17 protein-coding genes, 1 tRNA gene and 3 pseudogenes are annotated in these 19261 nt (G+C 58.2%); 4 read left to right on the top strand and 17 right to left on the bottom strand.

Annotated elements, in window-relative coordinates:
* Positions 1-65: 65 nt before the first annotated feature.
* Positions 66-413: pseudogene (locus AC19YR_RS15010) on the bottom strand (Y-family DNA polymerase); the annotation flags it as partial.
* Positions 414-563: 150 nt separating this feature from the next.
* Here AC19YR_RS15010 and AC19YR_RS15005 point away from each other — a divergent pair.
* Positions 564-1526: a bifunctional GNAT family N-acetyltransferase/nucleoside diphosphate kinase regulator gene (locus AC19YR_RS15005; protein ID WP_095110064.1), complete on the top strand. Its 963-nt coding sequence runs from the start codon at positions 564-566 to the stop codon at positions 1524-1526.
* A 55-nt stretch (positions 1527-1581) separates the two neighbouring features.
* Here the strand turns inward: AC19YR_RS15005 and AC19YR_RS15000 are convergent, their stop codons facing one another.
* The 5 genes and pseudogenes from AC19YR_RS15000 to AC19YR_RS14980 form a co-directional block, all read right to left on the bottom strand.
* Positions 1582-2424 carry a DUF8832 domain-containing protein gene (locus AC19YR_RS15000; protein WP_500599053.1) on the bottom strand — a complete coding sequence of 281 codons (843 nt, stop codon included), beginning with the start codon at positions 2422-2424 and terminating at the stop codon, positions 1582-1584.
* Between the two features lie 107 nt (positions 2425-2531).
* The gene (locus tag AC19YR_RS14995; protein WP_500599052.1) at positions 2532-3983 is read right to left on the bottom strand and encodes an efflux transporter outer membrane subunit; all 1452 of its coding nucleotides are present in this window, start codon (positions 3981-3983) and stop codon (positions 2532-2534) included.
* The gene (locus AC19YR_RS14990; protein ID WP_095110070.1) at positions 3980-7156 is read right to left on the bottom strand and encodes an efflux RND transporter permease subunit; all 3177 of its coding nucleotides are present in this window, start codon (positions 7154-7156) and stop codon (positions 3980-3982) included. The genes AC19YR_RS14995 and AC19YR_RS14990 overlap by 4 nt, the downstream gene beginning before the upstream one ends.
* The gene (locus AC19YR_RS14985; protein WP_500599051.1) at positions 7153-8319 is read right to left on the bottom strand and encodes an efflux RND transporter periplasmic adaptor subunit; all 1167 of its coding nucleotides are present in this window, start codon (positions 8317-8319) and stop codon (positions 7153-7155) included. Before AC19YR_RS14985 ends, AC19YR_RS14990 begins: the two co-directional genes overlap by 4 nt.
* Before the next feature lie 84 nt (positions 8320-8403).
* Positions 8404-8607 (bottom strand): annotated as a pseudogene (locus tag AC19YR_RS14980) (integrase core domain-containing protein); the annotation flags it as partial.
* Positions 8608-8625: 18 nt separating this feature from the next.
* Between AC19YR_RS14980 and AC19YR_RS14975 the strand changes: the two are divergent.
* Positions 8626-9423, top strand: a pseudogene (locus AC19YR_RS14975) (tyrosine-type recombinase/integrase); the annotation flags it as partial.
* A gap of 131 nt (positions 9424-9554) precedes the next feature.
* Here AC19YR_RS14975 and AC19YR_RS14970 read toward each other — a convergent pair.
* The 9 genes from AC19YR_RS14970 to thrS all read right to left on the bottom strand — a co-directional run bounded on the left by AC19YR_RS14970 (position 9555) and on the right by thrS (position 17010).
* Positions 9555-9631 (bottom strand) — tRNA-Pro (locus AC19YR_RS14970).
* A gap of 90 nt (positions 9632-9721) precedes the next feature.
* Entirely contained in the window at positions 9722-10078 is a 357-nt protein-coding gene (locus tag AC19YR_RS14965; protein WP_095110510.1) for a MerR family transcriptional regulator, read from the bottom strand.
* Complete coding sequence (gene ihfA, locus AC19YR_RS14960) at positions 10059-10361, bottom strand: integration host factor subunit alpha (protein WP_002553164.1); 303 nt, start codon at positions 10359-10361, stop codon at positions 10059-10061. Before ihfA ends, AC19YR_RS14965 begins: the two co-directional genes overlap by 20 nt.
* A gap of 3 nt (positions 10362-10364) precedes the next feature.
* Complete coding sequence (pheT, locus tag AC19YR_RS14955) at positions 10365-12743, bottom strand: phenylalanine--tRNA ligase subunit beta (protein ID WP_500599050.1); 2379 nt, start codon at positions 12741-12743, stop codon at positions 10365-10367.
* Between the two features lie 26 nt (positions 12744-12769).
* Complete coding sequence (gene pheS / locus AC19YR_RS14950) at positions 12770-13786, bottom strand: phenylalanine--tRNA ligase subunit alpha (RefSeq protein ID WP_500599049.1); 1017 nt, start codon at positions 13784-13786, stop codon at positions 12770-12772.
* Positions 13787-13894: 108 nt separating this feature from the next.
* Positions 13895-14251 carry a 50S ribosomal protein L20 gene (gene rplT, locus AC19YR_RS14945; RefSeq protein ID WP_002553161.1) on the bottom strand — a complete coding sequence of 119 codons (357 nt, stop codon included), beginning with the start codon at positions 14249-14251 and terminating at the stop codon, positions 13895-13897.
* Between the two features lie 30 nt (positions 14252-14281).
* Positions 14282-14476, bottom strand: coding sequence for a 50S ribosomal protein L35 (gene rpmI, locus AC19YR_RS14940; RefSeq protein ID WP_002553160.1), 195 nt, complete (start codon positions 14474-14476; stop codon positions 14282-14284).
* A gap of 60 nt (positions 14477-14536) precedes the next feature.
* Positions 14537-15088: a translation initiation factor IF-3 gene (gene infC / locus AC19YR_RS14935; protein WP_176465155.1), complete on the bottom strand. Its 552-nt coding sequence runs from the start codon at positions 15086-15088 to the stop codon at positions 14537-14539.
* Complete coding sequence (gene thrS, locus AC19YR_RS14930) at positions 15088-17010, bottom strand: threonine--tRNA ligase (RefSeq protein ID WP_095110506.1); 1923 nt, start codon at positions 17008-17010, stop codon at positions 15088-15090. The genes infC and thrS overlap by 1 nt, the downstream gene beginning before the upstream one ends.
* A gap of 387 nt (positions 17011-17397) precedes the next feature.
* On the opposite strand from thrS, the gene AC19YR_RS14925 reads away from it, so the two are divergent.
* Complete coding sequence (locus AC19YR_RS14925; protein ID WP_500599046.1) at positions 17398-17700, top strand: hypothetical protein; 303 nt, start codon at positions 17398-17400, stop codon at positions 17698-17700.
* Between the two features lie 291 nt (positions 17701-17991).
* Positions 17992-18204, top strand: coding sequence for a cold-shock protein (locus AC19YR_RS14920; protein ID WP_003179963.1), 213 nt, complete (start codon positions 17992-17994; stop codon positions 18202-18204).
* A 70-nt stretch (positions 18205-18274) separates the two neighbouring features.
* On the opposite strand, the gene AC19YR_RS14915 is transcribed toward AC19YR_RS14920, so the two are convergent.
* The gene (locus AC19YR_RS14915) at positions 18275-18586 is read right to left on the bottom strand and encodes an I78 family peptidase inhibitor (protein WP_095110504.1); all 312 of its coding nucleotides are present in this window, start codon (positions 18584-18586) and stop codon (positions 18275-18277) included.
* 162 nt (positions 18587-18748) lie between these two features.
* On the bottom strand, positions 18749-19054 hold the full coding sequence (locus AC19YR_RS14910) for a hypothetical protein (protein WP_095110503.1): 306 nt from the start codon (positions 19052-19054) through the stop codon (positions 18749-18751).
* Between the last annotated feature and the right edge of the window lie 207 nt (positions 19055-19261).

Raw genomic sequence — 19261 nt, 5'->3', positions numbered from 1 at the left:
TATTCCGGGGTATTTCACCCACATTGATAGCGTCGCCAAGGCCAGCAAGTACATAAATGCAGGCGTCTGGATTGGCATTGGTTAGCGAGCTTGGCCAGGGTCTTGGTATGGGCAGCCGGTAAGCGCAGTACCTGTAGGCGAATCGGCCGGCCGTGGCCGTCCAAACCATCGATGCCAGGCAGATCCGCGATGGCCTCATCAATGTACACCTCAACAGCAGGCGACATCGCCTCGATCAGGGACATAACCCGCTCGCTCATGTCGCCGTAAAGCGCATCGTTCGACGAGAACGGAACGATGCTGTGCTGCTTGAGTGTGTGTTTGATCTGTAAATTCGGCTCGCCCCTCTTGATGAAGGTCTTCGCATCGTAGCTACGGGCGATGACACAACCATCCGAGTTGCTCAATACCATGCAGGTTTGGAAGCGTCGCGAGTAGCGAGATGACTAGCATCTGCTGGTCGCTCGTCGGGTTCGGCAAAACGGTGGTTTTCCCGAATTATCCTGTCTGTTCGGCATTACTCGCGTTATGTCTTAACATAGCCGGTTGCCGAAAGAACCGTCATGGCCAAAGCCATGAAGGGCTTTCATCCTTTACAAATAAGTGTGGTGAAGATGAACAAGCCTTTCATTTCGCTGTGCCCTGAAATTACTCGGGCGCACGCGCTGACGCTGATGGATTGGTTGGAGGATGAGCGCGTGACCTGCTATCTGAGCGATTCGCGTCATGTCTCCCGCTCTATCGAGCAAGTCGTCGATAGGACTCAATCGCCGATCCTGACCCATCTATTCAACCGGGGCGGCCGATTCTTCATGGCCTATGATCGGCATGATGCCCCGGTGGGCTTTGTCCGTCTCATCAAGACCGGCGCAAATTGCGAGATAGTTCTGGTCATCGGAGACAGCGACAAATGGGGCCGAAACCTTGGGGCCCGGACGATCCGCGAAGGCATGAAGCTGGCCTTCCTCGACATGCGGGCCGAGAAGCTCATCGCCAAGATCCACCCGGACAACGCGCGCTCGCTGAAAGCCTTTCTGCGCAGCGGCTTTCTGCTTGAGAGCGAAACGCCGACATTGAAGTCATTTTCCATGACGGCGGGGCGCTATCTCCAGTTCTTGCGCGAAGGTGCCGTGGGCGACTCCACCAGGATCTACATCACTGAAATCGACAAGGCCAAGCTCGAGAGTCTGATCGTGCTCGAGCAAGGCTCCGCCGTTGTTGAACTCGAACATGAGCTTGAGCGAGCCATTGTCGTCAAGCCGCAGCAGGTGGCGTGCAATGTCGTCACGATGAACTCCAGGGCCTTGCTGCAACTGGACGACGAAGAGATCGAAGTGGCCTTGGTTTACCCTGAAGACGCGGACAGCAACGCCGGCAAGTATTCCGTGTGCTCCGACATCGGCGCCGCCATCCTGGGCTATCAGGAGGGGGACGCCATCGACTGGCGAATTTCTGATCGGACCCGCCGGATTGAGATCAGGAAAGTGCTTTACCAGCCGGAGGCTGCGGGCGACTTCCACCTATAACTGCGCCTTTAGCTCAGTGTTCGTCCATCAGGCGCGAGGATGCCGGTGGGAGGCTTCAGGACGCTGCGGGGACTGTCACGAGGAAAGGCACGGTACGAATTTTGTCGCCACCCTTGAATTGAATCCACAAGGCATAAGGCCCCGCATGCGCGGGCTTGGCATGCAGCATCAACTGCGCCGACACCGCGCCTGGGTCACCATGACCACCGTGGGCGACCTGCCCCGGCATCGGCGCCGCCATGGCATGCGCATGCACATAGTCCAGCTCATCGGTACTGACGAAAACCGCATGGGCCGCCACCCCCAGGTAGGTGTCCAGGTCCTGGGCAGGCTTGCCGTCCTTGAGCACGGTCAGCGACATCATACTTTCGCTGCCGGCACGCAGGGCCGAAGTGTCCAACTTGACCGTGTAGGGGCCATCACTGCCTTGCTCCGGTTTGGCCGGCGCCTGGGCCGCCGGATCGGTGCCGCCCTGCACCGGCACCTCAAAGCGCACTACCTGCTGGCCGAGCCCGCTCGGCACGGCATCGGCATAGACGTAATAGGTCCCGGGCTGGGGAAATTTCATCGCGACCTTGAAGCGACCGTCAGCGCCCAGCTTGGCCGCATGCTCATGGATAAAACTGGTGAAATGGCTGTCGGTCGCCAACACATGAAGGCGCTGGGTGAGTTCTTCGTCAAACTGCACGATCGGTTGACCGGTGGCCTTATCGGTGAAGGCGATCGACAACTCACGTGTCAGTGGGCCGGTTTCTTTGACGATCAGCGCGCCCACCGTCTTTTCGCTCTCGCCGGGCAGCGCGAACGTGCCTTTGATGCTTTCCTGGGTTGCCATCGTCGGCATTGTCGCCGCGCCTACCACTGCCAGGCCAACGGTCAGAACTTGCTTGGTATCCATATGGGTTACTCCTTATTCAATAAATGGTGGCTGGCGCCAGGAAATCTGCCGCCTAGCCGTCCTTCGCCGAACACCACAGGCGCGGCGCTTGGGTACAACAACGGTGTCTAGCGCAGTGCCGCAGCACCGCTGCACACCTGCCCCGCCTGCTCGCAGATCTGCCAGCCACCGCCCAGTGCCTTGTAGATGCCGACCACCGCCAAGCGCTGCTCGGTGCGCGCCACGGTCAGTGCGCGGCGGCTGCTGAAGTCCGCACGTTCGGCCTCCAGGACGTCCAGATACACCCCCTCACCTTCCGTGAAACGCGTGCGGGCCAACCTCGCCGCCTCACGATTGGCCGCCGCCTCCAGCAGTCGCAAGCCCAGGGTGCTGCCTGCTGCACTGTTGGCCTGGAACGCGTCATCGGTTTCTTGCAGGGCGCGCAATACGGTCTGGTCGTAGCTAATCAATGCCGCCTGGGTACGCGCCTCGCTGGCGGCGATCCGCGCACGTACGCGCCCAGTGTCCAACAGCGACCAGCGAATAACCGGTGCGATAAAGTTCGACTGCATGCCCGAGTCGCCCAAGGCGCCGAGGCTTCCGGCCAGCAGACCGATGGAACCCTGCACCTGGATATCCGGATACAAACCGGCTGTTTCCACGCCGATCTGCGCGGTCTCGGCCGCCAGCACACGTTCGGCTGCTGCGATATCGGCACGCCGGGCCAGCAAGCCGGCCGGGTCGCCCACCTGCAGGGTGCGCAGGTTCAAGGTCTCACGGCCGGGCCGGGCCAGTGGTGGCTTGAACCCTTGTGGCGCCTGCCCCAGTAGTACGGCCAACGCGTTGGTGGTGGTTGCCCGACGCCGCTCCAGGCCAGGTGCTACCGCCTCGACATTGCGCAGCAAGGCCTCGGCCCGCAGCCGATCGAATTCAGTGGCGGCGCCTACGCTGACCAAGTGCTCCACCAGGCCCAGGCTGTCGCGCTGGCTTTGACTGATGTCTGCCACCACCGCCTGCTCGGCTTCGACCCCTTGCAGCTCGAACCAGGTCGCGGCGACGGTGGCGGCGACGCTCGCCTGCACGCTGCGCAGCAATGCCTGGCGCGATCCCGCCTGGGCCTGCGCCGCCTCCACCGAGCGCCGGACACGGCCAAACAAGTCGATCTCCCAGGCGGCATCTACGGCCGCGCGAGTGGTTTCCTGTGAGCGCTGCTGGCCGAACGGGGTCTCGACTTCGCTGCGCCGTCGGTGTTCATAACCGAGGGCAGCACCGCCGCTGGGCAAGAATCCCTGGCGGCTCTCGCGCAACATCGCCTTGGCTTCGTCGAGCCGCGCGGCGGCGATGCCGATATCGTGGTTGGCCGCCAGCGCCTGCTGGATCAATTGGCTGAGGGCCGGCTCATCGAACACACGCCACCACTGCACCTCGACATCGCCCGTACCAGGGCCGGTAATGGGCGCGCCGAAGCTCGTCGGCCGTTGCGCGGCGGGCAACACCGGCGCGGAATAATCGGGCCCGACTGCGGCGCAGCCAGCCAGCAGGAGCGACGACAACAGAAACGCTTGATAGGCCAGTTTCATGACACGCGCTCCTCCAGCTGCAGCTTCGAACTCGAACCCTTGCGCTGTAAGCGCAGCGCAAGGTTGCGCATCACCACGTAGAACACCGGCGTCAGGAACAGGCCGAACAGGGTCACCCCCAACATCCCGGCAAACACCGCAACCCCCATGGCATGGCGCATCTCGGCCCCGGCGCCGCTGGCAAACACCAGCGGCACCACACCGGCAATGAACGCCAGCGAGGTCATCAGGATCGGCCGCAAGCGCAACTGGCACGCCTGGATAACCGCTTCCAGCGGGTTGGCGCCTTCGGCCTCAAGGCTGCGAGCGAACTCGACAATCAGGATGGCGTTTTTCGCTGCCAGGCCGACCAGTACCACCAGCCCGATCTGTACAAACACGTTGTTATCGCCGTCCACCAACCAAACGCCGATGATCGCGCTGAGCAGACACATGGGCACAATCAGCAAGACCGCCAGGGGCAGCAACCAACTGTTGTATTGCGCGGCTAGGATCAGATAGGCCAGCAACACACACAGCGGGAAAATGAACAGCGCCGATGACCCTGCGAGCTTTTGCTGGTAGGTCAAGTCCGTCCATTCATAGGTCACGCCCTCGGGCAGTACCTCCTGTGCCAGGCGCTCCATGAGTGCAACGGCTTGCCCGGAACTGACCCCGGGCATCGCTCCGCCGGAGATGTCGGCCGAAGGATAGCCGTTGTAATGAATCACCCGATCGGGTCCGGAACTCGGTGTGACGGTGACAAACGCCGACAACGGCAGCATGTCCCCGGCCGCGTTACGCACCTGCAGGCGGCCGATGGCTTCGGCCTGCATGCGGTGGTCCGCATCGGCCTGGGCAGTCACCTTGTAGGTGCGGCCGAAACGGTTGAAGTCGTTGACATACAGCGAACCGAGGTAGACCTGCAAAGATTCGAACACATCCGCCAGTCGCACCCCCTGGCTCTTGACCTGGGTGCGGTCGATATCGACATTCAGTTGGGGCGCGTTGACGTCCAGACTGGTCATCAACCCGGCGACCTGGCCCGACTCGGTGGCTTTTGTCATCAGCACCTGGGTGTGCTGCACCAGAGCCTGGAGCCCGACCCCGCCACGGTCCTCAACCTGCAGTTTGAAGCCTCCGGTCACTCCAAGGCCGGGCACTGGTGGCGGTGGGAATACGCCGAGGAAACCGTCGGGAATGCTCGCGAACTTGGCTTGCAGGCGCCCGGCGATGGCCACCGCAGCCATGTCGGGAGAAGTACGCTCCTTGAACGGATCGAGCATGACGAACATTACGGCAGCATTGGGTACGTTAACGAAGCCGTTGACCGACAGCCCAGGGAACGCCACCACACTTTCGACTCCAGGCTCATCCAGGGCGATTTTCGACATCTGCCGCACCACCGCATCGGTACGATCCAGGGAGGCCGCATTGGGCAACTGGGCGATGCCTACCAGGTAGTACTTGTCTTGCATCGGCACGAAGCCCGCCGGTACAGCGCTGAAGCCGAACCAGGTCAGCGCCAACAAGCCGCCATAGACCAACAGCGCCGCCCCGCGACGGCCCGCTACCTTGCGCACCGTGTTGCCATACGCCTGCGGTGCCCGCTGGAACGGCCGGCTCAGCATTTGTACCAGGTGCGCGGCGCGCCCGCGCAGGCTACGCGGGTCATGCACCACAGCAGCGTCGCGCGGGCGCAGCAACAGGCCGGCGAGTGCCGGGCTGAGGGTCAAGGAGTTGACCGCCGACAGGATCGTGGAAATCGCAATGGTCAGCGCGAACTGCCGATAGAACTCACCTTGCAGGCCACTGAGGAAGGCGGTCGGGATGAACACGGCAGCGAGCACCGAGGTGATCGCAATGATCGGCCCGGTGACCTCGCCCATCGCTCGCCGCGCAGCCTGCGTCGGCTCCTCGCCGTTCTCGATATGTCGCTCGACGTTCTCGACCACCACGATTGCATCGTCGACCACAATCCCGATGGACAGGACCAGGCCGAACAACGACAGGGTATTGAGGGAGAAGCCCATCAGATGCATGACCGCAAAGGTGCCGATGATCGACACCGGCACGGCCATCAACGGGATCAGCGACGCACGCCAGTTACGCAGGAACACCACCACCACGAGGACCACCAGCAGGATCGCTTCCATCAGAGTGATGGCCACTGACTCCAGCGATGCACGCACAAACACTGTCGGGTCATAGGCAATCCGCGACACCATGCCCTCGGGGAAATTGGCCTCCAGGCGCTGCATGGTATCGCGCACCGCCTGCGCCACATCCAGCGCGTTGGCGCCCGGGCTCTGAATGATCTGCAAGGCAACGGCCGGCTCGCCGTCCAACAGGCTGCGCAGCGCGTAGGCATCGGCGCCCATTTCGACACGGGCCACATCGCGCAGACGCGTGACCTGGCCGTTATCACCGGTGCGGATGATGATGTCGCCAAACTGCTCCTCGTCCGTCAGGCGCCCGAGGGTATTGACCGTGACCTGGAACGCCGCGCTGGAGTCTGGCGCCTGGCCGACCGAGCCAGCCGCCACTTGCACGTTCTGCTCCCGCACCGCGGTAATTACATCGCCTGCGGTCAAACCACGGGCGGCGATCAGGTCCGGGTCGAGCCACAGACGCATGCTGTACTCGCCCGCGCCCCACACCAACACGTCGTTGATCCCTGGAATCCGCGACAACTCGTCGCGTACCTGGAGGTAGGCATAGTTGGAGATGTAGAGCGGGTCATAACGTTGGTCGGGCGACAGCAGGTGGACCACCATGAGGATATCCGGGGAGGTCTTCTGCGTAACCACACCCAGGCGCTGCACCTCTTCGGGCAAGCGCGGCAGGGCCCGCGAGACGCGGTTTTGCACCTGGATCTGCGCCATGTCCGCGTTGGTGCCCTGGGCAAACGTCGCGGTCAGGATCATGCGGCCATCGGTCGCCGATTGTGACGTCATATACAGCATGCCCTCGACCCCGGTTATCACCTGCTCAAGTGGCGCCGCCACCGTCTCGGCGATCACCTGGGGGTTGGCGCCCGGATAAGAAGCCGTCACTTGCACCGTGGGTGGCGTCACGGCGGGGTATTCGCTGAGCGGCAAATGAAAGAAAGCCACGATGCCAGCGATCATCATCAACACTGACAGCACGATGGCGAAGATCGGCCGGTCAATGAAAAAGCGTGGGAAGCTCATTGCACGCCCCCCAACACCAGCGGCGCATCCAACGGCGCCCCATCAATGCTGGCGGCCAGTGGCGTCACCTGCATGCCGGGGCGCACCAGCCCCTTGACCACAATGCGCTCGCCCGGTTGCAGGCCCTGCTCAATCACGCGCAAGCCGTCGGCCATCGGCCCCAGTTCGACGGGGCGGTATTCGGTCTTGTCGTCTGCGCCGACCACCAGCACATAGCGGCGGCCCTGGTCAGTGCCAATCGAGTGGTCAGCCACCAACACCCGGGGTTGCGGCGCGCCGGTGTCCAGCTTGACCTTGGCGAACAGCCCCGGCGTCAGGCGCCCATCCGGGTTGTCGACCACGGCACGCGCACGCACTGTGCCGGTCTTGCGGTCGGCCGCATTCGCCAGGAAGTCCACCCGCCCGGCGCGCGCATAGCTTGCATCGTTAAGCATCGCCACCATGACCTTGGCGGCCTTTTCCCCTTTGGACGCGGCAACCTCCCGAGTCGCGGCAAGCGAGCGCAGATAGGTGCGCTCGTCGACATCGAAATACACATGCAACGGGTCGATGGAAACGATCGTCGTCAGCGGCGTCACCCCACGGGTGACGTAGTTGCCCTCGGTGACAAGGGCACGGTCGACACGCCCGCTGATGGGCGCGGCGACGCGGGTGTAGCTCAAGTCCAGTTGTGCGGCATCCAGCGCGGCCCTGGCAGCGTCGACCTGGGCCCTGCCGGCATTCAACGAGGCGATGGCGGTGTCAAGACGATCACGCGCCACCACTTTTTTAGCGAACAGTTGCTCGGCCCGACCATGCTCGGCCTGGGCCAGCAATGCGTTGGCCTGCGCCTCACGCAAACGCCCCTTGGCAGCGTTCAGCGCCGCCTGGAACTCCCGTGGGTCGATCATAAATAACAGGCTGCCCTTGGCCACGGATTGCCCTTCAGGCACGCTGACACTTTGCAGATAACCACTGACACGCGGACGCAGTTCCACTTGATCGATGGCGGTCAGCGAACCGGTGTACTCGACAAAAGGTGTCACCGCCCGCGCAACCACCTCGGCCACCGGCACACCGGGTGGCTTGGCGGCGGCGGCCGGTGGTGCGCTGTCCGAGCATCCGCCCAGCGTCAACACCACGGCCATCGCACCGGTAATCAGGCTTATTGGTTTGGCGTACATCGTTCACCCTCCTGGGAATTCCATGAAAAACCGCGACTATCGGTTTATCCGGCATTCCACAATGGGAAGGTCAAGTTGTAGTGATTAACTAATCCCGAACACGACGTTGAGTTTTTTCTCGGCCTGAGCTGGGGCCATTACGTTGTTGAATTGGTGCGGCCTAATCCAGTTGTACCGATGCATCAAGAAACAGCTGATATCGCGCTGGGCTTCTTGAGCAGTTCTGTAGCCCAGGGTCTGTATCCATTCAGTCTTCAGGCTCCGAAACACACGCTCCATCGGCGCATTAACGCTCCTATGAAAACAATGGCGCGAAAAACAATGTCGGGCCTCTACCAGAGGAACGGGATTTGGCACATCGACAAAGTCGTCAGAGGTAGCCGACTTCAAGAAAGCACTGGAGCAAGCGAAAGGGAGGAAGCGGAGCAGTACCTGATTCACCGGCTGGAAAAGCTGCGGCAGGAAAAAATCTACGGCGTGCGCGAGGTGCGAACCTGGCGCGCAGCTACCACCAGGTTCCTGGCGGAGTTCAAGGATCGGCCATCAATCGGCCTTTCTGCCTCGCAAATCGAGCAGCTTGACCCGTATATCGGCGATCTGCCGGTAACGCACATTGATGATGGGGCCCTGGCGCAATTTGTACGGGACCGGTAAAAGCCGACCAACACGGCACAGGGGAAGGTCAAGCCGGGCGTATCGAACAGGACAGTCAACATCGCCCTGCAGCGAGTTGTCAGGATATTGAACCTGTACCACCGCAAGTGGCGCGATGCTGAAAAGCGGCCGTGGCTGGAGAGCGTGCCGATGATCTCGATGCTTGAGGAGAAGAAGTCGAGCGGTAATCCCTACCCGATGTCGTGGGAAGAGCAGGCGATATTGTTCCCCGAGCTGCCCGACCACCTATTGAGGATGGCCCTCCATAAGGTGAACACGGGTTGCCGGGAGCAGGAAGTCTGTAAATTGCGATGGGATTGAGAGATACGGGTGCCAGAGTTGAACGCCAGCGTGTTCCTGATACCTGCCGGATTCGGCGGGCGAAGTGACAAGGCGGGGATAAAGAACGGCGATGAACGCCTGGTGATTCTGAACAATATGGTATCAGCAACCGATTCGCGTGGGCCTGTGCTGACAATCTTGAAGAGGAGGCAGACATGAAAAAGCGAGAAGTCACGCAAATGTCACGCGCATGAAAAAGGCCAATGCTGTGAACATTGGCCTAAGTCATCGAAAAAATATGGTCGGGACGGAGTGATTCGAACACTCGACCCCTAGCACCCCATGCTAGTGCGCTACCGGACTGCGCTACGCCCCGACTAGGCGTGTTACTTGTTTCACTTCTTAAGGAAGTGATGACGAATATACCGCAAGCTTTTGAAATATGGAAGTATTTTAAAAGCCTGAATTATTTTCTCAGAACCACCAGCACATCTTCCAACTCGGAGATCATCTGCCGGATCAACTGTTTGTACTGCGTGGTGTCATCTTTGGCTTCATCACCGGATAAGCGCAACCGCGCCCCGCCGATAGTGAATCCTTGATCGTACAGCAACGCGCGGATCTGTCGGATCATCAGTACATCCTGGCGCTGATAATACCGACGATTTCCGCGACGCTTGACCGGGTTGAGCTGAGGAAACTCTTGCTCCCAGTAACGCAGCACATGCGGTTTTACCGCACATAGCTCGCTGACTTCACCAATGGTGAAGTAGCGTTTGCCGGGTATGACGGGGAGCTCGTCGTTATGACTTGGTTCCAGCATAAGCCTCAACTCGGGCCTTCAACTTCTGCCCTGGACGAAAGGTGACTACACGGCGAGCCGTGATCGGGATTTCTTCGCCCGTTTTCGGATTGCGGCCAGGCCGCTGGCGCTTATCCCGAAGGTCGAAGTTACCGAAACCGGACAACTTTACCTGTTCGTTGTCTTCAAGAGCGTGCCTGATCTCTTCAAAGAAGAGTTCGACCAATTCCTTGGCCTCTCGTTTATTCAGGCCCAGCTCTTCATACAGACGTTCCGCCATTTCAGCTTTCGTCAGAGCCCCCATACGTCACTTCCTTAACGTGGCGTTCAACCTTTGTTCGAGCGAGGTGAGGATGTTCTGTGTCGTGCTGTTCACCTCATCGTCGTTAAGAGTGCGCGATGGATGCTGCCAGGTCAAGCCAACCGCAAGGCTTTTTCTATGCGGATCAATGCCTTTACCCTGATACACGTCAAACAGCCTGAGCTCTGTCAGCCACTCGCCTGCGTTCTCACGAATCACATCCAGCACGGCACTGGCTGCAACCTCCTGATCGGCCAGCAAAGCCAGGTCACGGCGCACTTCCGGAAAGCGCGAGAGTTCGCAGAACTTGGGCATTTTCCCCTGCGCTACCTCAGCCAACACCAACTCAAAAACGAAAACCGGACGGTCCAGGCCAAGTGTTTTGGATAATTCAGGATGAATCGCACCCACATAGCCTACTTCGCGACCGTCACGCTCAATACGCGCAGTTTGACCGGGATGCAATGCCGGATGCTTACCCGGCACGAAGCTGAAAGCATCCAACGCCCCACCAAAGCCCAGTACCGCCTCTACGTCAGCCTTGACGTCGAAAAAGTCCACGGTATCGCGACCTTGTGCCCAACCCTCAGGCAAGCGGCTACCGCAAACAACACCCGATAGCATTGGCTCTTGCTTCAGACCTTCCAACTGCCCGACGAAACGTAGGCCGCTCTCAAACAAGCGAACGCGATCCTGCTGGCGATTGAGGTTGTGCTCAAGTGCCTTGACTAGACCCGGCCAAAGTGAAGAGCGCATGGCTGCCATGTCATTGGAGATTGGGTTGGCCAACAGAAGTGGCTCGACGCCTGGGTTGAACAACTCAAACTGTTTTGGGTCGATGAAACTGTAGGTAATCGCCTCTTGATACCCACGAGCTACCAACAGCCGCCGCAGTTCTGGAAGATCGCTACGCGCCTCGGCTTTGGCCTGTGGCGCCAGACGAGCCTGCGGATAGCGCACAGGCAAACGGTTATAGCCATACAGACGGGCCAGCTCTTCGATCAGATCGACTTCGAGGCTAATGTCAAAACGATGACTCGGCACTTCGACCCGCCACTGCCCTTCTCCCTCCGCCGTGATGCCCAGGCCCAAAGCCCCAAGCAGACGCTCGACTTGGGCGGAGTCCATTTCCATCCCTAGCATTTGGGTGATGCGCTGGGCACGCAATGTAATCGGCGCAATGGACGGCAAGTGCTGGTCGCTGACCGCCTCGATGATCGGCCCCGCTTCGCCGCCGACGATTTCCAGAAGCAAGCCAGTGGCGCGCTCCATCGCTTCGCGGGCCAGTTTCCAATCCACACCACGCTCATAGCGATGCGAAGCATCTGTATGCAGACCATAAGAACGCGCCTTGCCAGCCACCGCGATCTGGTCGAAGAATGCACTTTCCAGGAATACGTCCCGTGTAGCGCAAGACACACCACTGTGCTCACCACCCATGATTCCGGCAATAGCCAATGCTCGTGCGTGGTCAGCAATGACCAACGTGTCACTGCGCAGACTCACTTCCTGGCCATCGAGCAAGACCAGCTTCTCACCCTCTTCAGCCATTCGCACACGAATGCCACCGTTGATTTCGGCAAGATCGAAGGCGTGCAAAGGCTGCCCTAGCTCCAACATCACATAGTTGGTGATATCGACAGCGGCATCGATGCTACGAACATCGCCCCGACGCAAGCGCTCGACCATCCATAGCGGCGTAGGCTTGGACAGATCTACATTACGAATCACACGCCCTAGATAACGTGGGCACGCTGTAGGCGCCAACACCTCGATGGCGCGCACTTCGTCGTGTACTGCAGGAACACTCGGCACTGCTGGACGGCGAACTTCGACGGCATAGAGCGCACCGACTTCCCGAGCCAAACCCGCCAGGGACAAGCAATCGCCACGGTTCGGTGTCAGATCGACTTCAATACTGGCATCGTCCAGGCCCAGGTATTGACGAATATCCTGGCCCACCGGCGCGTCAGCCGGAAGCTCCATCAAGCCATCGTTGCCTTCACCAATCTGCAGCTCGGCTTGGGAGCACAGCATGCCGTTGGACTCAACACCGCGCAGCTTGGCTTTCTTGATCTTGAAATCGCCGGGTAATTCGGCCCCAATCATGGCAAATGGGATCTTCAAACCTGGGCGCACATTGGGCGCACCACAAACGATCTGGAAAGTTTCGGCACCATTGCTGACCTGGCAAACACGCAGCTTGTCCGCGTCCGGGTGCTGCTCGGTACTGAGCACCTCGCCTACTACGACGCCACTGAATTCGCCGGCGGCTAGCGTCACGCTATCGACCTCAAGACCGGCCATCGACAAACGAGCAACCAGCTCGTCGCGACTCACCTGCGGGCTTACCCAGCCACGCAGCCATTGTTCACTGAATTTCATCCTGCTCTCCTAAAGGTTCGTTACGACTAGCGAAATTGCGCGAGGAACCGCAAGTCGTTGTCGAAGAACAGACGCAAGTCGTTCACGCCGTAACGCAGCATCGCCAGGCGCTCAACGCCCATGCCGAAGGCAAAACCCGAGAACTCTTCCGGGTCGATCCCCGACATGCTTAGCACGTTAGGGTGAACCATGCCGCAGCCCATCACTTCCAGCCAACCGGTCTGCTTGCAGACACGGCAGCCTTTACCGCTGCACATCACGCATTCCATATCGACTTCGGCCGATGGCTCCGTGAACGGGAAGTAGGAGGGGCGGAAACGCACCGCCAACTCTTTCTCGAAGAACACCCGAAGAAACTCTTCGATCGTGCCTTTGAGGTCAGCGAAGTTGATATCGCGATCAACCAACAAGCCCTCGACCTGGTGGAACATCGGCGAGTGGGTGATATCGGAGTCACTGCGATACACACGGCCCGGGCAGACAATGCGAATCGGCGGCTTATTGGCTTCCATGGTGCGGACCTGTACCGGCGAGGTATGAGTGCGCAGCAGCATGTTCGCATTGAAATAGAAGGTGTCGTGCATCGACCGAGCCGGGTGATGGCCTGGGATGTTAAGCGCCTCGAAGTTGTGGTAGTCGTCTTCGACCTCAGGGCCTTCGGCGATACCGTAGCCGATGTGGGTGAAGAACTGCTCGATACGCTCCAGAGTCCGGGTCACCGGATGCAGACCACCTGAGGTCTGGCCACGACCAGGCAGGGTTACATCAATGGATTCAGCGGCGAGCTTGGCCGCTAGATCGGCCTCCTCGAACAACGCCTTACGCGCATTGAGCACCTCTGTTACACGCTCCTTGGCAACGTTAATCAGCGCGCCGACCTGCGGGCGCTCTTCTGCCGGCAGGTTGCCCAGGGTCTTCATCACCTGAGTCAACTCGCCCTTTTTGCCAAGGTAGTGAACCCGGATTTGCTCCAGGGCATTGATATCTTTCGCGCCTTGCACAGCCTCAAGAGCTTGAGCGACCAGCGCATCCAGGTTTTCCATGTACAGACTCCAGATACAAAATAGGGGAAGAGCTTGAAGGCTCTTCCCCTATTTATGACGTTTACACCCCGCCTCACAAAGGTGAGGCGGGATGACTGCCGGGGGTACTTAAGCCAAGGTGGCTTTAGCTTTCTCGACAATCGCAGCAAACGCCGCTTTTTCGTTCACTGCCAGATCAGCCAGAACCTTACGGTCGATCTCAATGGACGCTTTTTTCAGGCCAGCGATGAAACGGCTGTAGGACAGACCGTTAACACGAGCACCAGCGTTGATACGAGCGATCCACAGAGCGCGGAACTGACGTTTTTTCTGACGACGGTCACGGTAGGCGTATTGGCCTGCCTTGATTACCGCTTGCTTGGCAACACGGAATACGCGGGAGCGCGCGCCGTAGTAGCCTTTAGCAAGTTTCAGAATTTTTTTGTGACGCTTACGGGCAATGACGCCACGCTTTACACGAGCCATGAGTTACTTCCTCTATTCTTGATCCAAAAATTAACGAAGGCGCAGCATGCGCTCGACTTTTGCCACGTCAGACGGATGCAGCAAGCTGCTACCGCGCAGTTGACGCTTACGCTTGGTCGACATTTTGGTCAGGATGTGGCTCTTGAAAGCGTGCTTGTGCTTGATACCGTTCGCAGTTTTCAGAAACCGCTTAGCAGCACCACTTTTAGTCTTCATCTTTGGCATGTTCGGATACTCCGCATTCAGTTGATAAACATAATCAGAAGGCCTGCCGTGCCCTGTTGATTACTTCTTCTTTTTCGGGGCGATGACCATAATCAGCTGGCGTCCTTCCATCTTAGGATGCTGTTCGACCGAACCGTACTCGAGCAGGTCAGCTTCAACCCGCTTGAGGAGTTCCATCCCCAGCTCCTGGTGGGCCATCTCACGGCCGCGGAATCGCAAGGATACCTTGGCCCTGTCCCCATCACTCAGGAAACGTACCAGGTTGCGCAGTTTTACCTGGTAATCCCCTTCCTCCGTCCCTGGACGAAACTTGATTTCTTTTACTTGAATCTGCTTCTGGTTTTTCTTTGCAGCAGCAATCTGCTTCTTCTTTTCGAAGATCGACTTGCCGTAGTCCATCAGCTTGCAAACAGGGGGTACTGCATCGGCGGAAATTTCCACCAGATCCAGCTTGGCCTCTTCAGCCTTAAGAAGCGCTTCTTCAATCGGGACAATGCCGAGTTGCTCGCCCTCAGCCCCAATTAACCGAACCTCGCGTGCCGAGATATTCTCGTTGATCGGGGCTTTCGGTGCAGCTCGTTTATCTTGTCTCATTTCACGCTTAATAGTAATTACTCCGAATCTGGGCGACCACGCCGGGAAACCGCTTGAGCGAGGAACTCGGCGAACTGGGCGACGGGCATCGAGCCCAGGTCAGCACCTTCACGAGTACGCACAGCGACAGTCTGCATCTCGACTTCCCGATCTCCGATAACCAAGAGATAGGGAACCTTGAGCAAAGTATGCTCGCGGATTTTAAAGCCGATCTTTTCATTTCTCAAGTCGGACTTGGCACGAAATCCGCTTTGGTTGAGAGTTTTTTCCACTTCGGCAGCAAATTCTGCCTGTTTATCAGTGATATTCATAATCACTGCCTGAGTCGGAGCCAGCCACGCAGGGAACGCGCCCTCGTAGTGTTCGATCAGGATTCCGACGAAACGCTCGAAAGAACCAAGGATCGCCCGATGCAGCATCACTGGGTGCTTGCGACTGTTGTCTTCGGAAACGTATTCGGCTCCCAGACGAATCGGCAGGTTGAAATCGAGCTGCAAGGTACCACATTGCCAGACGCGGCCGAGGCAATCTTTGAGCGAGAATTCAATCTTCGGACCGTAGAAGGCACCTTCACCCGGCTGCAAATCGTAAGGCAAGCCAGCGCTATCAAGGGCCGCAGCCAATGCAGTTTCCGCACGATCCCACAACTCATCGGAACCCACACGTTTTTCAGGACGGGTAGACAACTTCATTTCGATGTCTTTAAAACCGAAGTCAGCATAGACATCCATGGTCAGCTTGATGAAAGCTGCGGATTCCGCTTGCATCTGCTCTTCAGTGCAGAAGATGTGGGCATCATCCTGAGTAAAGGCACGCACCCGCATGATGCCGTGCAGCGCACCGGAGGGTTCGTTACGGTGGCAGGCACCGAATTCGGCCAGGCGCATCGGCAGTTCGCGGTAGCTTTTCAGACCCTGGTTAAATACCTGAACGTGGCACGGGCAGTTCATCGGCTTGATCGCGTAGTCGCGGCTTTCCGACTCGGTGGTGAACATATTTTCGGCGTAGTTTGCCCAATGCCCGGATTTTTCCCACAGGCTACGGTCGACAACCTGCGGAGTCTTGATCTCTAAATAGCCGTTTTCTCGCTGTACTTTGCGCATGTACTGCTCAAGCACTTGATACAACGTCCAGCCGTTCGGGTGCCAGAACACCATACCCGGAGCCTCTTCTTGGGTATGGAACAGGCCCAGGCGCTTGCCCAACTTACGGTGGTCGCGTTTTTCGGCTTCTTCGATGCGTTGGATGTAGGCGGCCAATTGCTTCTTATCTGCCCACGCGGTGCCATAGATGCGCTGCAACTGCTCATTCTTGGCATCGCCGCGCCAGTAGGCGCCAGACAGCTTGGTCAATTTGAACGATTTCAGGAAGCGTGTGTTCGGCACGTGCGGACCACGGCACATGTCGACATATTCTTCGTGATAGTAAAGGCCCATGGCCTGCTCGTCCGGCATGTCCTCAACCAGGCGCAACTTGTAGTCCTCGCCACGCGTTGTGAAGACGTCGATCACCTCGGCACGAGGGGTGACCTTTTTGATGACGTCATAATCTTTTTCGATCAGCTGATGCATACGCTGCTCGATTGCCGACAGGTCCTCAGGCGTAAAAGGACGTTCGTAGGCGATGTCGTAATAGAAGCCTTCGTCGATGACCGGACCGATCACCATTTTGGCGCTCGGATACAGTTGCTTGACTGCGTGGCCGATCAAGTGGGCGCAAGAGTGGCGAATGATCTCCAGCCCCTCTTCATCCTTGGGCGTGATGATTTGCAGGGAAACGTCGCTGTCGATGATGTCGCAGGCGTCGACCAGTTTACCGTTGACCTTGCCGGCCACTGTGGCCTTGGCCAAGCCGGCGCCAATGGACGCGGCGACCTCGGCTACGGAAACAGGATGATCGAAAGAACGTTGACTGCCGTCGGGAAGAGTAATAGTTGGCATGGCGCCTCCTCTCCTAGTGGTGACCCCTACCAAAGGTCACGTGGGTTGGGATGAGCCAGTACAAGAGCCGATTCAGGCCATTCATTGCTGAACGCCTGCCTTACAGCGGCAGGAGCCTTGCGGCCAACCGGAAAACCGAATCAGAGTGACTGGAGTTCAAATCAAAAAGGGTGATTCAGGCCTCTTCAGCCGCCAGGATGGAAAAAACCTGAGGAGGGCGAAAACCTGAGGGCAGGATGCTAGCACAGATGAACGGTCGCCCGCGCCCTGGCGCGCGCAAGTAAACCGTCGGTTTTTGTGCAAAAGTGCTGAACTGAACGGCGCTTGACACCTCAGATGTCGGGAGTCCGAGTAAACAGCCCCACAGATCACAAGGAGCATCCCAACATGCATCTGAACCGTATCTTTGCCTTCATCACCCCCTTCATCCTTATGCTGCCGCTGAACGCGCACGCCGACTGGCCAAAAGGCGAGCGTGAAAAATACATGGCGCAATGCACGCAGACCGCTGCCCCACAGATTGGTGTCGCCGCCGCAAAAGCCCACTGTGCTTGCGGGGCCGATGCGATCAAGTCGTACCCTGCCAGCGATATCCAAGCATTGATGGACAACAAAGCCAGCGATGCACTGAAAGAGAAGGCCCTGAAGAAAATCACCGCCTGCAAGGCCGATAACAAGGCCAAGAAGTAATCCAGAAGAGAGAAATACGCACAGTAAAAGTCGACAAAAAAGCTCATAAAAACGCCCTTTCGTACATTTTATGCAGGTTTTACAGCTTTTTTTACAGCTCGAGTTTTGCGCGCAAAGCCTTTTAAACCGGGACTTTCAGCGTTTCATGCCAACAAAGATAACGCCACTGACTGGCAAACAAACCGGCAAGGGGGGTTTCAAGTCCAACATTTCGACTATGATACCCCGGTGTGCCCAGTTGGCCTGAGCAGCACAGCACTACTGAAAATATATGTTTCTTGGAGATACACCATGTCTAATCGCCAAACCGGCACCGTTAAATGGTTCAACGATGAAAAAGGCTTCGGCTTCATCACTCCTCAAGGTGGCGGTGACGACCTGTTCGTACACTTCAAAGCTATCGAAAGCGACGGTTTCAAAAGCCTGAAAGAAGGCCAAACCGTTTCCTTCGTGGCTGAGAAAGGCCAAAAGGGTATGCAAGCTGCACAAGTTCGCCCTGAGTAAGTTTTCAGCGAGCTAAAAAAACCCCGTCCATGTGACGGGGTTTTTTATGCGTTTGAAAAAACCGACGCTCTCAGCCGCAATTGACGCGGGTAATCACCAGGTTGTCATCGGTGTTCAGGTTCAAACGATCCGAACGGTACTCAAGGGTCATGACATCGTCGGGGCGCAGAACCCGTGCATTGTGTGCGCCCGAGCGCTTGCGGGCCTGCTCCAGCAGCTCAGGTGTGGCCTTCTTGCCGATGACGAAATCGGCGGCTTTGGACTCGCAGCGAGCGTGGGCCATCTCGTCGGTTGCTGGCTCGCTGACCGACTCGGCAGTACTGCAACCGCTCAGAGCAAGCACAGCTGACAAGGTTGCGAATGACACGAGCTTGCAAGGCATGAAAACCTCCTTTTCAAAAATAAACAGAGTTGATGCGACAGCTATTCAGACTGCGGGGTTCAAAAGTACGCCACTCCCCTGCCTTCACCACAGGAAGCAGGCAAGTCTGCCTGAGGACTCGCGACGCTTTCCCGATTCAATCGTGACCGGATGTGATTGTCATCAGTAGACATCGATGTAATCAAACGGGGGATGGGGCCAGTTCTGCTTCAAGGCATTGAAAACCTGCATCACCCAGACTTCATCGCTGGCCGCCACATTTCCCACATAACCCGAACCAGCCGCCCACGTCTCCAGGCGAAACAACAGGCCTTCAATATCCGTACCCCCGACCACGCCGGAAGACAAATAGGCGATACCGCCCTTGGTGACCCGCAGCTGGGTATGCACATTGTCACTGGCCGAGGCCAGCAACCGGCGCACGTTCTCGAGGGTCAAGCCATCCGGAGAGTTCAAATCGATCTGCACGGGGTGCTCCTTGAGCGATTATCAAAAAACGAGTGTCCCACAGCCGCGCCCTCCTGCCTAAGCCGTTACTCGCCAAGAGCCCGACTTCTCCTGTTTGTTTATCGGCACTTTCGGTCAACCGAACGGAAAAAATATCCACCGTCGGAAATCCGGACACTTCATAAACAAAAAATAATAAAAGACAAACATAATCAAGCAATTACACAG

It is taken from the genome of Pseudomonas sp. MF08817 (assembly GCF_059862705.1).
This window is presented reverse-complemented; position numbering and strand designations above follow the sequence as displayed.

What these genes read in the sequence shown, in the direction of transcription:
- rplT (WP_002553161.1), bottom strand. Translation starts at nt 14,251, where the DNA reads ATGGCTCGTGTAAAGCGTGGCGTCATTGCCCGTAAGCGTCACAAAAAA.
- AC19YR_RS14985 (WP_500599051.1), bottom strand. Translation starts at nt 8,319, where the DNA reads ATGTACGCCAAACCAATAAGCCTGATTACCGGTGCGATGGCCGTGGTG.
- pheS (WP_500599049.1), bottom strand. Translation starts at nt 13,786, where the DNA reads ATGGAAAACCTGGATGCGCTGGTCGCTCAAGCTCTTGAGGCTGTGCAA.
- AC19YR_RS15005 (WP_095110064.1), top strand. Translation starts at nt 564, where the DNA reads ATGGCCAAAGCCATGAAGGGCTTTCATCCTTTACAAATAAGTGTGGTG.
- AC19YR_RS14920 (WP_003179963.1), top strand. Translation starts at nt 17,992, where the DNA reads ATGTCTAATCGCCAAACCGGCACCGTTAAATGGTTCAACGATGAAAAA.
- AC19YR_RS14925 (WP_500599046.1), top strand. Translation starts at nt 17,398, where the DNA reads ATGCATCTGAACCGTATCTTTGCCTTCATCACCCCCTTCATCCTTATG.
- pheT (WP_500599050.1), bottom strand. Translation starts at nt 12,743, where the DNA reads ATGAAATTCAGTGAACAATGGCTGCGTGGCTGGGTAAGCCCGCAGGTG.
- AC19YR_RS14990 (WP_095110070.1), bottom strand. Translation starts at nt 7,156, where the DNA reads ATGAGCTTCCCACGCTTTTTCATTGACCGGCCGATCTTCGCCATCGTG.
- thrS (WP_095110506.1), bottom strand. Translation starts at nt 17,010, where the DNA reads ATGCCAACTATTACTCTTCCCGACGGCAGTCAACGTTCTTTCGATCAT.
- AC19YR_RS14965 (WP_095110510.1), bottom strand. Translation starts at nt 10,078, where the DNA reads ATGCTGGAACCAAGTCATAACGACGAGCTCCCCGTCATACCCGGCAAA.
- rpmI (WP_002553160.1), bottom strand. Translation starts at nt 14,476, where the DNA reads ATGCCAAAGATGAAGACTAAAAGTGGTGCTGCTAAGCGGTTTCTGAAA.
- AC19YR_RS14915 (WP_095110504.1), bottom strand. Translation starts at nt 18,586, where the DNA reads ATGCCTTGCAAGCTCGTGTCATTCGCAACCTTGTCAGCTGTGCTTGCT.
- AC19YR_RS14995 (WP_500599052.1), bottom strand. Translation starts at nt 3,983, where the DNA reads ATGAAACTGGCCTATCAAGCGTTTCTGTTGTCGTCGCTCCTGCTGGCT.
- AC19YR_RS15000 (WP_500599053.1), bottom strand. Translation starts at nt 2,424, where the DNA reads ATGGATACCAAGCAAGTTCTGACCGTTGGCCTGGCAGTGGTAGGCGCG.
- ihfA (WP_002553164.1), bottom strand. Translation starts at nt 10,361, where the DNA reads ATGGGGGCTCTGACGAAAGCTGAAATGGCGGAACGTCTGTATGAAGAG.